Annotated in this window: 10 protein-coding genes and 5 pseudogenes; 8 read left to right on the top strand and 7 right to left on the bottom strand. The window is 72.9% G+C overall.

What is annotated here, in order from left to right; genetic code table 11:
- Positions 1-257: 257 nt before the first annotated feature.
- The 4 genes and pseudogenes from DEJ15_RS12215 to DEJ15_RS12200 all read right to left on the bottom strand — a co-directional run bounded on the left by DEJ15_RS12215 (position 258) and on the right by DEJ15_RS12200 (position 4268).
- Positions 258-1121, bottom strand: coding sequence for a sensor histidine kinase (locus tag DEJ15_RS12215; protein WP_284175053.1), 864 nt, complete (start codon positions 1119-1121; stop codon positions 258-260).
- A gap of 25 nt (positions 1122-1146) precedes the next feature.
- Complete coding sequence (locus DEJ15_RS12210; protein WP_284175052.1) at positions 1147-1416, bottom strand: hypothetical protein; 270 nt, start codon at positions 1414-1416, stop codon at positions 1147-1149.
- A gap of 182 nt (positions 1417-1598) precedes the next feature.
- Positions 1599-2800, bottom strand: a pseudogene (gene metX / locus DEJ15_RS12205) (homoserine O-acetyltransferase MetX).
- 135 nt (positions 2801-2935) lie between these two features.
- A pseudogene (locus DEJ15_RS12200) lies at positions 2936-4268 on the bottom strand (bifunctional o-acetylhomoserine/o-acetylserine sulfhydrylase).
- Between the two features lie 289 nt (positions 4269-4557).
- Between DEJ15_RS12200 and DEJ15_RS12195 the strand changes: the two are divergent.
- Both DEJ15_RS12195 and DEJ15_RS12190 read left to right on the top strand, forming a co-directional pair.
- Positions 4558-5202 carry an AraC-like ligand-binding domain-containing protein gene (locus DEJ15_RS12195; protein ID WP_284175051.1) on the top strand — a complete coding sequence of 215 codons (645 nt, stop codon included), beginning with the start codon at positions 4558-4560 and terminating at the stop codon, positions 5200-5202.
- A complete protein-coding gene (locus DEJ15_RS12190; RefSeq protein ID WP_284175050.1) occupies positions 5102-5473 on the top strand; it encodes a helix-turn-helix domain-containing protein in 372 nt (123 codons plus the stop codon). Before DEJ15_RS12195 ends, DEJ15_RS12190 begins: the two co-directional genes overlap by 101 nt.
- Before the next feature lie 7 nt (positions 5474-5480).
- On the opposite strand, the gene DEJ15_RS12185 is transcribed toward DEJ15_RS12190, so the two are convergent.
- On the bottom strand, positions 5481-6464 hold the full coding sequence (locus tag DEJ15_RS12185; protein ID WP_284175049.1) for an acyltransferase family protein: 984 nt from the start codon (positions 6462-6464) through the stop codon (positions 5481-5483).
- A gap of 194 nt (positions 6465-6658) precedes the next feature.
- On the opposite strand from DEJ15_RS12185, the pseudogene DEJ15_RS12180 reads away from it, so the two are divergent.
- The 5 genes and pseudogenes from DEJ15_RS12180 to DEJ15_RS12160 all read left to right on the top strand — a co-directional run bounded on the left by DEJ15_RS12180 (position 6659) and on the right by DEJ15_RS12160 (position 10071).
- Positions 6659-7458 (top strand): annotated as a pseudogene (locus DEJ15_RS12180) (SDR family oxidoreductase).
- 43 nt (positions 7459-7501) lie between these two features.
- On the top strand, positions 7502-8032 hold the full coding sequence (locus tag DEJ15_RS12175) for a phosphoribosyltransferase (protein ID WP_181419527.1): 531 nt from the start codon (positions 7502-7504) through the stop codon (positions 8030-8032).
- A gap of 48 nt (positions 8033-8080) precedes the next feature.
- On the top strand, positions 8081-8749 hold the full coding sequence (locus DEJ15_RS12170; protein ID WP_349814887.1) for a Type 1 glutamine amidotransferase-like domain-containing protein: 669 nt from the start codon (positions 8081-8083) through the stop codon (positions 8747-8749).
- Position 8750: 1 nt separating this feature from the next.
- Positions 8751-9439, top strand: a pseudogene (locus DEJ15_RS12165) (uracil-DNA glycosylase).
- Positions 9440-9462: 23 nt separating this feature from the next.
- The gene (locus DEJ15_RS12160; protein WP_110825149.1) at positions 9463-10071 is read left to right on the top strand and encodes a GNAT family N-acetyltransferase; all 609 of its coding nucleotides are present in this window, start codon (positions 9463-9465) and stop codon (positions 10069-10071) included.
- A 25-nt stretch (positions 10072-10096) separates the two neighbouring features.
- Here DEJ15_RS12160 and DEJ15_RS12155 read toward each other — a convergent pair whose 3' ends face one another.
- A complete protein-coding gene (locus tag DEJ15_RS12155) occupies positions 10097-10552 on the bottom strand; it encodes a FadR/GntR family transcriptional regulator (protein WP_284175048.1) in 456 nt (151 codons plus the stop codon).
- A 49-nt stretch (positions 10553-10601) separates the two neighbouring features.
- Positions 10602-10796: pseudogene (locus tag DEJ15_RS18590) on the bottom strand (FadR/GntR family transcriptional regulator); the annotation flags it as partial.
- 215 nt (positions 10797-11011) lie between these two features.
- Here DEJ15_RS18590 and DEJ15_RS12150 point away from each other — a divergent pair.
- Positions 11012-13081 carry a GntT/GntP/DsdX family permease gene (locus DEJ15_RS12150; RefSeq protein ID WP_349814706.1) on the top strand — a complete coding sequence of 690 codons (2070 nt, stop codon included), beginning with the start codon at positions 11012-11014 and terminating at the stop codon, positions 13079-13081.
- Positions 13082-13093: the final 12 nt, after the last annotated feature.

Below are 13093 nucleotides of genomic sequence, written 5' to 3'. Positions count from 1 at the left end.
ACGAGGAAGAAGACGATGCCGCCGAGTGCCTCGAGACCGGTCAGGACGGCCGCACCGAGCCCGAGGTGGCCGGCTCCGAGGGAGGCGCCGGGCTGGGCGGCCTGGCGGAGCGAACGTGCACCGGTCGACGTGGAGGGGAGGCCGCGCGCCTGCCGACGCTCGGTGCCCCGGTACCGTTCCCGGGCCTCCCGGCGGGTACGGGGTGCGTCCTGGTCACCGGTGAGCCCCCCGGCTGATGGTGTCCTCGGGGATGCGGCTCACCGCGGTGCCTCCAACACGACCGTGGTGCCGGAGCCCGGCGCGGAGAAGAGCCGGGCGTCGCCGCCGACCTCACGGAGACGGTTCACGACGCTCTCCTTGAAGCCGAGTCGTTCGGAGCTGACGGCGTCGAGTTCGAAGCCGACGCCGGAGTCGGTGACCATGGCGCGGACCATCGCCTCGTCGTGCACGATCGTGACGTGTGCCTCGGGGACCCCGGCGTGCCGACGGACGTTCTCGAGGCACTCGCCGAGCGCGAGCAGGAAGGCGTCGAGGACGTGGGTCGGCAGGAGGACCTGTCCGGTGCCGTGCCAGGCGACCTCGAGCCCCATCCGGCCGAACCGCTGCTTGACCGACTCGAGGGTCTGCCCGAGCGGGGACTCCTCGGTGCGGGTGAGCGAGTAGTCCCCGGACTGCTGCGGCTGCGGGGTCGCGCCGAGGCGGAGGTGGCGGAGGAGGCGGGCGTCCTCGGCGGCCTGCTCGCGCATCGCGTGCTCGGAGACGCCGACACCGCTGTGCGCGAGGAGGGTCAGGGTCGCGAGGACGGTGTCGTGCAGCAGGCGTGCTCCCTGCCGCCGCTGCGCCTCGGTCTCGCTGGCCTGCCGTTCGGCGCGGTGCGCTGTCCCGATCGTGTAGATGCGTCGCGCCACGCGGGGGATGCTCCGGCTGATCCACACCGCGACGACGGCGACGAGCACCCAGCCGAGCAGGACACCGCTGACGGGCAGGGAGAGGACCGTGCCGCTCGCCCGCGACATCACGGTGACCGAGACGACACCGGCGGCGGCCGCGATGCCGAGGCCGACGGGGTGTCCGCGCTGCGCCATGAGGAGCGAGGCCAGTCCGCCGCCGGCGAGCGGCACGAGCGCGCTCGCGATGACTCCGCGGTCATCGGGGGGCGACGGCGGTGGCGAGGACCGCGACGGCGCCGAGACCGCTCAGCACCGTGAGGGCGGTCCACCAGGTCGACCCGTTCCACCCGAAGGCGACGAGTGCACCGATCATGACGGCGATGCACGTGAACCCGACCACGAGCGGCAGCGCGGGCACGGCGAGCGACGTGGCCACGGCGACGACGCTGACGAGCGCGCAGACGATGCCCACGACACGCGTCGTCGACCGGAGGAGGCGGTCGCGTTCCTGCGCGAGGAGTTCCATCGTTGGTCCTGGCTGTTCCTGGTTCGGGAAACTGGTTGGTCTTGGGAAACCGAGCACTGGTCGAGACCGTGCACTCTGCATCATTCCACGGGCGACACTCGTTGTGGGGTGTTCGGCGCGCGGGGGGTCGACGGATCGGTCTGCGGGTGTCCCGTCTTCCGAGGACACGCGCTGCACCCCGATCAGACGAGCAGGCGCCGGAGATGCGCGCCGACGGCCTCGGACTCGATGAGGAAGCCGTCGTGGCCGAACTCGCTCGTGATCACCGCGGCCCGGTCACCGTCGAGCGTGTCGGGCACCCCGGCGGCGATGCGGTGCTGGTCCTCGACCGGGAACAGACGGTCGCTCGAGACGCCGACGACGAGGGTCCGTGCGGTCACACGGGCCAGGGCCGCGGCGACCCCACCGCGGCCGGCCCCGACGTCGTGCGAGTCCATCGCGTGTGTGAGCGCGACGTACGAGGCCGCGTCGAACCGCCGGGTGAACTTGTTGCCGTGGAAGTCGAGGTAGCTCTCCACCGAGAACCGGCCGTCGTCGCCGAGCGGGGAGACGTCGCTCTGCCACGTCCGGGCGAACCGGCCGTTGAGCTCGTCCGAGGCGCGGTAGGTCATCATCGCCATGCGTCGCGCGAGCGCCAGCCCCCGGTGCGGCCCCTCGCCGGGTTCGGCGTCGTGGTGGTCGCCGCCGGCGAAGCCCGGGTCCATCTGGATCGCCGCCCGCTGCAGGGAGTTCGCGGCGATCTGGTCCGCGGTCGTCTGCGCGGTCGTCGCGAGCACGGCGAGGCGCGCCACCCGCTCCGGGGCGGTGACCGCGAGTTCCAGCGCGTGCATGCCGCCCATCGAGCCGCCGACGACGGCCGCGAACCGGTCGATGCCGAGCCGGTCCGCCAGCCGCAGCTGCGTCGCCACCTGGTCGCGGGCGGTGACGAACGGGAAGCGGGAGCCCCACTCGACGCCGTCCGGTGCCAGCGATGAGGGGCCGGTCGTGCCCTGGCACCCGCCGAGCATGTTCGGCGCGACGACGAAGAACCGGTCGGTGTCGATCGCCCGCCCCGGCCCGACGACGTCGCCCCACCAGCCGGCGGTGCGGTGGCCGGGGCCGGCGGGTCCGGTGACGTGCGAGTCGCCGGTCAGGGCGTGCAGCACCAGGACGGCGTTGTCCCGCGCGGGGGAGAGCGTCCCCCCAGGTCTCGTACGCCACGCGGACGGCGGGGACGAGCCCGCCGCGGACGGTCTGCTCGCCGAGGTCCTCGAACCGGCGTGCCCCGGGCGGGTCACCCGGTCGCCACGCACCGGTCACGGGCGGTTTGCCGAGCGTGCGGAGTTCGGCGCCGGGCACCAGGGTGGACGGCACGGAGTCCTCGGGGGGTCGTCTGCCAGTCCATCGTGGGGTCCAGTCTGCCGGGAGGCCCGCCGCACCGTCGCCGTGTTACGTCGCGACGGGCCGCGGAACGCGACGTGGGCGGGTCCGCGCAGCGGTGGACCGCTGCGGGGAACCGCCCACGTTCCGTGCGGCGGGGCTAGGCGCGCAGGCCCGCCTGGGCGACGGCCCGTGCGGCGGCGAGCCCGGCCTCCAGGTCGGCCTTGAGGTCCTCGACGTTCTCGATCCCGACCGACAGGCGGACGAGCCCCGGCGTCACACCGGTCGTGAGCTGCTGTTCGGGCGTGAGCTGCGAGTGCGTCGTCGACGCCGGGTGGATGACGAGGGAGCGGACGTCGCCGATGTTCGCCAGGTGCGAGAACAGCTGCAGCTCGTCGACGAGCGCGCGGCCCGCGTCCACACCGCCCTTGAGCTCGAAGGACAGCACCGCACCGACACCGCGCGGCGCGTACTTCGTCGCGGCGGGGTACCAGGGGCTGGTCGGCAGGCCCGCGTACGCCACCGTCGCGACGTCCGGGTGCCGGTCGAGCCACTCGGCGATCTCCTGCGCGTTCGCGACGTGGCGCTCCATCCGGAGGCTGAGCGTCTCGATGCCCTGCAGGAGTGCGAAGGCGGTGTCGGGGGGAGTTCGACGCGCCGAGGTCACGGAGCAGCTGCACCCGCGCCTTGACGATGTACGCGACCGCGTCGCCGACGACCTGCGAGAACACCGCCCCGTGGTACGACGGGTCCGGGGTGCTGAACTCCGGGAACCGCTCGGCGTGCTCGGACCAGGCGAACGTGCCGCCGTCCACGATGAGCCCGCCGATGACCGTGCCGTGCCCGCCGAGGAACTTCGTCGCCGAGTGCACGACGATGTCCGCCCCGTGCTCGAACGGCCGGATGAGGTACGGCGTCGCGATCGTGTTGTCGACGATGAGCGGCACCCCGGACTCGTGCGCGACGCCCGCGACGGTCTCGATGTCGAGCACGTTGATCCGCGGGTTGCCGATCGTCTCGGCGAAGAACAGCTTCGTGTTCGGGCGGACCGCGCGACGCCACTCCTCGGGGTCGTCCTGGTCCTCGACGAACGTCGTCTCGATGCCGAGCTTGGCGAGCGTGTACTTGAACAGGTTGTACGTGCCGCCGTAGATCGACGACGACGAGACGATGTGGTCGCCCGCGCCCGCGATGTTGAGCACCGCGTATGTCTCCGCCGCCTGGCCGCTCGACACGAGGAGGGCGCCGGTGCCGCCCTCGAGTGCCGCGACCCGCTGCTCGACGACGTCGTTCGTCGGGTTCATGATCCGCGAGTAGATGTTGCCCGGCTGCGCCAGCGCGAACAGGTCGCGGGCGTGGTCCGAGTTCTCGAACACGTACGAGGTCGTCTTGTAGATCGGCGTCGCCCGGGCACCCGTCGTCGGGTCCGGAGCGGCACCCGCGTGCACCTGCGTGGTCTCGAACCGCCAGGCGGCTGCGTCGTTCGTGGTCATCGGGAGCTCCTGTCCGTCACCGTGGTCGTCGGGTCGACACGGACGCGGGCCGGGAGGACCGCCGCGTCTGTCCGTCACGCCTCACGCTACGCAGATGGCGGGGCTGCTACCAGCGCGGGCGTCGTCGGGCGTAACGCGCTCGCGCGACGCAGGATGCGCATCCCGTCCGGGGCGAGGGCGGTCAGGCGGCGGATGGCCTACAGTTCTGCCGTCATGACCTCCCCCGCCGACGCCGCCGGACCGCGGACCGCAGCACGGACCCGGGCACGCCGCCGTGCGCCGGGACGACGTGGCCGGGCGGGACGTGGACGAAGCGACGAGGTTCTACGAGCGGGTGCACGACGCCCACGAGGTCCGGCTCACGCAGGACGAGTCGCGGCCGTTCGGGTTCCGGTTCCGTGCCGTGGGTGACGACCGACTCCGCCTCCGCAGCTCCGCCCTCAGCGCCGACCGCTGGGGCCGCATCGAACCCGTCGGTCGCATCCTCGTGGCGTGGGCGCACGACGGACAGCTCGCCTTCGACGCCGGGGCGGACCAGGAGCTCGTCGCCCACGCGGGAGTGCCGGCGGTGTACCCGACCGGCCGCCCCTTCACGATCGAGGCGCCCGCCGGCATCACGCTGCACACCATCGACGTCGACGCGCGCGCCCTCGAGGACCTGCACGCCGCCCGCACCGGCACCGCCCCCCCGACCGCTCACGATCGCCCGACGCCCGGACGCCGAGGGCCTCGCCGCCCTGCGCGCCGTGCTCTCCGCCTCGGCCCCCGTCCTCCTCGACCCCGCCGCCGACCGCCTGGAGCGTGCTCGACACGTGGACGCCCTGAGCCGTCGCATGCTCGACGCCTTCGTCCCTGCTCCGGCGGCACCGCACCACGCCGGACACCCGCGCAACGTCTCCCGAGCGCTCGAGTACATCGAGGAGCACCTCGGTGAGCCGGTCACCGCCGCCGACATCGCCGGTGCCGCCGGCCTCAGCCAGCGCGGACTCCAGCAGGCGTTCGCCCGCAACGACCTCCCGACACCGCTCGAGGCCCTCCGCGAAGCCAGACTCCGACGGGTCCGCACGGCGCTCGCCGACGGGCGCGTCGGCGAGGACAGCGTCGCAGCGGTGGCACGGGCGCACGGCTTCGTCCACCTCGGCCGCTTCGCCGGCTACTACGCCGAGCGGTTCGGCGAACGTCCGAACGACACGCTCCGGTCCTGACCGCGCGTCACACCGGGTCGCGGCGGAACAACCAGTCGACCTTCGGCTCGAGCAGCCACCGCATCCCGCGCCGGACGAACGGCTGCGCGAGGAACAGGCTCACCGCGCACGCGAGCAGCACCATGAGCAGCACGTACGGCCACGCCGAGTGCTCCCCGGCCAGGATCCCGGACTCGCGGATGGGGTAGAGCACGAAGGTGTGCAGGAGGTAGACGTACATCGTCGCCGCACCGAACCGGGTCAGCCAGACCGTCCGGCGGGGCACGAGCAGCAGGAACGCCGCCGTGAGCAGCGCCGCGAACAGCATCAGCCCGAAGCGGACGCCACCGGCCCACCACGTGTCCTCGCCGAGCCCGGAGTACGAGTCGTCGTAGAAGAACCAGTGGTGCAGGTCGAACTGCTCGAACTGCGGGGTGAACAGCACGCACGCTGCCGCCCACGCGGCGAAGAGCAGCGCCGCGACGACCCGCACCCGGACCACGACCCGGCGGGGCGCCTCGTACCAGCGGTCGAACACGCCCCACTGCTTGACCTGCCACCCGAGCAGGAAGAACGGCAGCAGGCTGATCGCGCGCGACAGCGAGAGCGTCGAGTCGACGTTGTCGAAGTACCCGACGCCGATGCTCAGCACCACCGCCCAGAACAGCGGCCACCGCAGCTGCGCGAGGTACGGCAGGATCAGCCGGAAGATCCCCAGCGCGAGCAGGAACCACAGCGTCCACGTCGGCTTCGTCGGGTTGAACTCCTTGCCGCCCTCGACGATCGCCTGCACCACGGTCCAGATCGTCTGCATGACGATGTACGGCACGACGATGTCCGTGAACGTCCGCCGCATGCGCTGCGCGGTCGGGGTGTCCGCCGACGAGAAGTACCCGCTGATCACGCCGAACGCCGGCATGTGGAAGGCGTAGATGAACGTGTACAGCGCCAGAGCGTGCTCGCTGCCCGTCGTCTGCCGCTGGATCGCGTGCCCGATCACCACGAGGGTCACCGCGACGAACCGCGAGGTGTCCCACAGGGGGGATGCGGCGCTTCGACCGGCCCGCCTCGAGCGGAGCGGCCGGGACCGAAGGCGCGGGAGGAGCGGCGTCCGTCGTCATCTCCCGCACGTTACCGTCCGGCGGCCCCCCGGCGTGTCGGTAGCGTTGACGACACCCCGCACCACCGACCACCACGAGGAGCACCATGAGCAACCGTCGAGCCGTCGTCACCGGAGCCAGTTCGGGGATCGGGGCCGCCACCGTCCGGCGCTTCCGCCAGCACGGGTGGGACGTCCTCGCGGTCGCGCGCCGGGCCGACCGGCTCGAGGCGCTCGCCGCGGAGACCGGTGCGGACACGCTCGTCGTCGACGTCACCTCGGACGCGGACGTGTCGGCGCTCGCCGCCCGCGTGGACGAGCTCGGCGGGGCGGACGTGCTCGTCAACAACGCCGGGGGGAGCGTTCGGCTCGGCGTCCGTGGAGGAGTCCGATGTCGAGGACTGGCGCGCGATGTTCGAGGTGAACGTCCTCGGCACGAAGCGGGTCACCGCGGCGCTGCTGCCGGCGCTGCGCCGCCGTGCCGCGGCGACGGGCGGTGCGGACGTCGTCACCGTGACGAGCACGGCCGGGTTCGTCACCTACGAGAACGGCGGCGGCTACGTGGCCGCGAAGCACGCCGAGCACGCCCTCGTCGGTGTGCTCAGGCTCGAGCTCAACGGCGAGCCGATCCGCGTCGTGGAGATCGCCCCCCGGCATGGTGAAGACCGAGGAGTTCTCCGTCGTGCGGTTCGGCGGCGACACCGCGGCGGCCGCGGCCGTCTACGACGGGGTCGAGGCGCCGCTCGTGGCGGACGACGTCGCCGAGGCGATCGTGCACGCCGTGGAGCTGCCGCCGCACGTCAACCTCGACCTCGTGACGGTCCGTCCGGTGGCGCAGTCGGCGCAGCACAAGCTCGCCCGCGGGCCGCTCACGCCCAAGGGGCAGGCCGCAGCGCCCGGGCGGTGACGACGGGTCGCGGGCGGCGCACCCCTGCCGGTACCGTGGGCGGATGCCGATCAGCAGCGAACCAGCGGAGCCGTCCGCCTCGTCGACCGTGACCGTGACGAGCGGACCGGAGGTGCTCGGCTGGCTCGAGTTCGGCGACGCCGCACGCCTGCTCGCCAAGGACGTCCTGTCCGCCGGGTTCGAGCCCGAGGTGGTCGTGGCCGTCGCTCGCGGCGGACTCATCATCGCCGGTGCCGTGGCCTACGCGCTCGGCACCAAGGAGTGCGGCTCGATCAACGTCGAGTTCTACACCGACGTCGAGCAGCGCCTCGAGGAGCCGGTCGTGCTCGCGCCGGCCCTCGACGCGCCGAGCCTCGCCGGCAAGCGGGTCCTGGTCGTCGACGACGTGTCGGACTCCGGCCGCACCCTCGCGCTCGTGGTCGACATCATCCGGAACGCCGGTGCCGACGTCCGCAGCGCCTGCCTCTACTCCAAGCCCGGCACGGTGCTCGAGCCCGACCACGTGTGGCGCCGGGTCGACGGCTGGATCACGTTCCCGTGGAGCGCCCTCGCGCCGGTGACGGCCGAGTCGTGAGCATCCACCTGGTCGGCGGCGGCCCCTTCGTCGCCGCGGACGTCGCCGCTGCCTTCACCGCCGAGGCCACCGCTCGCTCCGCCGCGGTCGGGCGCACCGTCCCCCCGCATCGCGCTGCTGTCCGTCGCCGGTGCCGACGGCAGGTCGCCCGGCTCGACCGCCGACATCGCCGAGGTCCTCGGCGGTGCCCGCGCGGCCGAGGTCCTCGTCACCGAGGTCCCCGCCGGCGGGGTCTTCGACACGACGGTCCTCAGCGACGTCGACGCCCTGGTCGTCAGCGGCGGCCGGACCCCGGACTACCTGGACGCCGTCACGCCGCTCGTCGACCAGATCCGCCTGCTCGTGTCGGACGGTCTGCCGTACCTCGGGTACTCCGCCGGTGCGATGATCGCCGCGGACCGCGCCCTGGTCGGCGGACACCGGATCGGCGGCGTCGAGGTCTGCCCCGAGGACGCCTCCGAGGGCCTGGACGAGGTCGAGCTCCGCGAGGGACTCGGACTCGTCGACCTCACCATCGACGTGCACGCCGCGCAGGCCGGCACCCTCGCCCGCCTCGTCGCGAGCGCCGAGGCCGAGTTCGTCACCGCGGGTCTCGCCATCGACGAGGACACCGCGCTCGTCGTCGGCGAAGGTGCGCTCGAGGTCCGCGGCACCGGGAGCGTCTGGCGGGTGATGGCGGGCGAGGAGTCCGTCTCGGTCGCCACCATGGGCGCCTAGCGTGCAGCCGAAGCCCCTCGCGGAGCTCGTCGACCCCGGCTGGGCCGAGGCGCTCGCCTCGGTCGAGGACGAGGTCCACCGGATCGGTGCGTGGCTCCGGGCCGAACACGAGGCGGGCCGACCGTACCTGCCCGCCGGACCGGCGGTCCTCCGTGCCTTCGAGGACCCGTTCGACCGCGTGAAGGTGCTCGTCGTCGGGCAGGACCCGTACCCGACCCCCCGGACACCCGATCGGCCTGTCCTTCGCCGTCGCCCCGCACGTGCGCCCGGTCCCGCGGAGCCTGCAGAACGTCTACCGGGAGCTCGCTGACGACCTCGGCGTGACGCCCCCCACCGCACGGCGACCTGCGGGCGTGGTCCCGGCAGGGCGTGCTGTTGCTCAACCGGGTGCTCACCGTCGGCGTGGGCGCGCCCGCCAGTCACCGCGGCAAGGGCTGGGAAGCGGTCACCGAGCAGGCCGTCCGGGCCCTCGTCGCCCGCGACCGTCCCCTCGTCGCCGTGCTCTGGGGTGCGCAGGCGGCGTCGGTCCGGCCGTTCCTCGGCGACACCCCGGTCGTCGCGTCGGCACACCCGAGTCCGTTGAGCGCGTCCCGCGGGTTCTTCGGCAGCCGACCGTTCTCCGCGGTCGACGACCTGCTCGCCGCCCAGGGCGCGGACCCCGTCGACTGGACCCTGCCGACCGAGCCGTGACGGGCCTCCCGTAGGCTCGGACCGTGCTCGAGGAGGAATACCAGCAGCGGCGGACCCTGCCGCGACACCTGCGTGCCCCGGCCCCGCCGGAACCGGTCTTCACGTACGCGATCCGACCGGCGACGACCGCGGACCTGCCCGAGGTGCGCGAGATCCACACGCACTACGTCCGGAACTCCTCCGTGACGTTCGACGCGGCGGCCTTCACCTTCGCCGCGTGGAAGCGCCGGTACGACGACCTCCAGCGGCGGAAGCTGCCGTTCCTGGTGGCGCAGGCACCGTCCGGGCAGGTGCTCGGCTACGCGCTCGTCGAGCCCTGGAACCCGCGGGACCGGTCGAACCACGTGGTCGAGGACTCGATCTACCTCGGGGCGGCCTCGGGCGGGAAGGGCCTCGGCCGGGCACTCATGGAGGCACTGCTCGAGGCGTGCCGGGCGGCCGGCGTGCGCGAGGTCATCGCCGTGATCGCCGACCGGTCCGCGGACGCCTCGATCCGGTTGCACGAGCGGCTCGGGTTCGAGGAGATCGGCCGGATGGGACGGGTCGGCTTCAAGTACGACCGGTGGCTCGGCACGGTGACGATGCGCCTGCGGCTCCGCGGTCTGCGCAGGCGGCCCTCCGGCGGGCGCTGAGCGAGCACCGCTCAGCGAGCACCGGTCAGCGGGCCTCGGCGACGAACTCGTCGCGCGTGGTGCGCACCAGGGCGGCGGCCGCGTCGGACGCGAGTCGGGCCTCCCGGTCGACGACCGCCCGGCCGACGGCCTCGTGTCGGGCGGCGGCCTCGGCGGTCCATCGGGTGATGGTGTCGCGGGACTCGCTCGTCCGGGTGCGGAGGAGCGCCTCGACCGTGTGCGCGAAGTGCGCGAAGACCGTGTTGCCGGATCCGGTGAGCAGGGCACGGTGGAAGCGCACGTCCGCCTCGAGGTAGGCATGTCCGTCCCCGCGTCCGACGGCCTCGACCATCTCGCGGGCCGCGACGAGCACGGCGTCGGCGGCCGGACCGCCCCGGTCCGCGGTGAGGGTGGCGGCGACCGGCTCGATCCCGAGCCGGAGTTCGAGCAGTTCGCGTTGCTGGGTGAAGTACGCGTCCGAGGCCCCGCGCCAGCGGATCACCGAGGGGGGCGAGGAGCTCCCAGTCCGACGACGGCAGCACCTGGGTGCCCACCCGTTGGCGTGGCCGGACCATGCTGAGCGACTGGAGCACGCGGAGTGCCTCGCGGACGACCGATCGTGAGACGCCGAACTCGGCGGCGACGTCCTCCGGTCGGAGCACCGTCCCCGGGGCGACCGCGCCGTCGACGATGCGCTGCCCGAGCGTGTCGAGCACGTGGGCGTGCAGGCCGCGGGGTGTCGGCATCGTTCCTCCTGGTCGGACCGTCGGGTACGGGTGTGTGACGCGGACCCCATTGCAGCGGCAGACTGCGCGCAGGACGAGCTGGCGCGCGGGCGTCGACGATGTAGTCTGATTAATCAGATTATTGGTTCGACGGTCGGGATGGACAGTGACCGGCACGAACCAGCCACCAGCAGCAGGACGGCGCAGCGCAGGAGCTGCACCAGGAAGGGGCGCAGATGCCTCACCTCCAGACCTCGGCGGCGGGCACCCTGCTCGCGGCGGGCCCCGAGCCGGTCGAACCGTCGGGCACGATCCCACAGCTCGTCATCGCTGCCCTCGTCGGCATCGTGGTGATCATCGCGCTCATCACCTGGCTCAAGGTGCACCCGTTCGTCGCCCTGACGATCGGCGCGCTCGGCGTCGGTCTCGGCGCGGGTCTCGCCCCGGAACAGACGGTCACGAGCTTCGGCAACGGCTTCGGCGCGACCATGACGAGCGTCGGCATCCTCGTCGGGCTCGGGTCGATGTTCGGCAAGCTGCTCGTCGACTCCGGCGCCGCCGACCGGGTCGTCGACACGCTGGTCCGCCGGTCCTCGGCCGCCGCCCTGCCCTGGACGATGGCGCTCATCGGCGCGCTCATCGGCCTGCCGATGTTCTTCGAGGTCGGCCTCGTGCTCCTCATCCCGATCATCGTGCTCGTCGCGAAGCGCAGCAGCGTCCCGATCATGAAGATCGCGATCCCGGCCCTCGCCGGCCTGTCGACCATGCACGCGTTCGTCCCACCGCACCCCGGTCCGCTCGTGGCCGTCTCGACGGTCGGCGCAGACCTCGGGACGACGCTCGCCTTCGGCATCGTGCTCGCGGTCCCCGTCATCGTCGTCGCCGGTCCGGTGTTCGCCCGCTTCGCGGCACGCTGGGTCGACGTCCCCGCTCCGGACATGTTCGGCTCACGGGACGCGGACCCCGCGCACTCCGGCCGGGAGGCACGCCGCGGCTCCGCCACGCAGGACACGGCGTCCCTGCCGAACGGGAAGAGCGACTTCACCCGGGTCATCAGCGAACCGCGCAGCCCGTCCTTCGCGGTCGCCCTCGTCGGCATCCTGCTGCCCGTCGTGCTCATGCTCGCGCAGGCGATCCGCGAGGCCACGGTGCCGGACGCCGGCGGCGCGTGGGTCGGCGTGCTCGACTTCCTCGGCACGCCGATGATCGCGATCGGCATCGCCACCGTCTACGCGATGGTGTTCTTCGCGGTCGGCGGTGGCATGGACCGGTCGGCCGTCGCGAAGTCCCTCGAGAGCGCCCTGCCGCCGGTGGCCGGCGTCCTGCTCATCGTCGGCGCGGGCGGCGGCTTCAAGCAGGTGCTCATCGACACGGGCATCGGCGGCGTGATCGCCGACGCCGTCCAGGAGTCCGGCGTGTCGGTGCTGCTCGTCGCCTGGGTGGTGTCCGCGCTCGTCCGGGTCGCCACCGGGTCCGCGACCGTCGCGACGGTCACCGCCGCGGGCATCATGGCCCCGATCGCGCAGGACCTCTCGTCCCCGATGACCTCGCTGCTCGTGCTCGCCATCGGTGCCGGGTCGGTCTTCCTGTCGCACGTGAACGACGCCGGGTTCTGGCTCGTCAAGGGCTACCTCAACACGACCGTCGGGCAGACCTTCAAGACGTGGTCGGTGCTCGAGTGCCTCATCTCGGTCACCGGGCTGGTCGGTGTGCTCGTCGCGGGGGGTCTTCATCCGATGAGCGGACACGCGACCGACCAGCAGCCGGTACCGCTCGACGCACGGGTGCTCGTGGTCATGGGCGTGTCCGGTTCGGGCAAGTCGACGGTCGCCGCGATGCTCGCCGAGGAGCTCGGATGGGCCTTCGCCGAGGGCGACGACATGCACCCCGCGACCAACGTCGCGAAGATGCAGGCCGGGACACCCCTGAGCGACGAGGACCGGTGGCCGTGGCTCGACGTCGTGGCCGGATGGATCCGCGGACACCTCGCCGCCGGTACGAACGGGGTGGTGACCTGCTCCGCACTCAAGCGGTCCTACCGGGACGTGCTCCGGGCCTCCGGGGTGGTCTTCGTGCACGTCGCGGGGGGACCGGGCGCTCCTCGGACAGCGCATGTCGTCACGGTCCGGGCACTTCATGCCGACGTCGTTGCTCGACTCACAGCTGGCGACGCTCGAGCCGCCGCAGGCGGACGAGGTCCACGTCACCGTCGCGGCCGACCGTACCCCTGCCGAGGAGTGCGCCGAGGTGCTGCGGGCGCTGGCGCTCCGGGCCGCGTGAGCAGCGGGCGCTCCGGCACGCGCTGACCGGTCCGCCCG

It is taken from the genome of Curtobacterium sp. MCJR17_043 (assembly GCF_003224315.2).
Classification (GTDB): Bacteria; Actinomycetota; Actinomycetes; order Actinomycetales; family Microbacteriaceae; genus Curtobacterium.
Note: the sequence above shows the minus strand (reverse complement) of the source record. Positions and strands in the feature narration are given on the sequence as shown.

Coding starts and splice junctions, on each gene's coding strand:
- DEJ15_RS12190 (WP_284175050.1), top strand. CDS start 5,102: ATGCTCGACGCCTTCGTCCCTGCTCCGGCGGCACCGCACCACGCCGGA.
- DEJ15_RS12175 (WP_181419527.1), top strand. CDS start 7,502: ATGCCGATCAGCAGCGAACCAGCGGAGCCGTCCGCCTCGTCGACCGTG.
- DEJ15_RS12150 (WP_349814706.1), top strand. CDS start 11,012: ATGCCTCACCTCCAGACCTCGGCGGCGGGCACCCTGCTCGCGGCGGGC.
- DEJ15_RS12210 (WP_284175052.1), bottom strand. CDS start 1,416: ATGGAACTCCTCGCGCAGGAACGCGACCGCCTCCTCCGGTCGACGACG.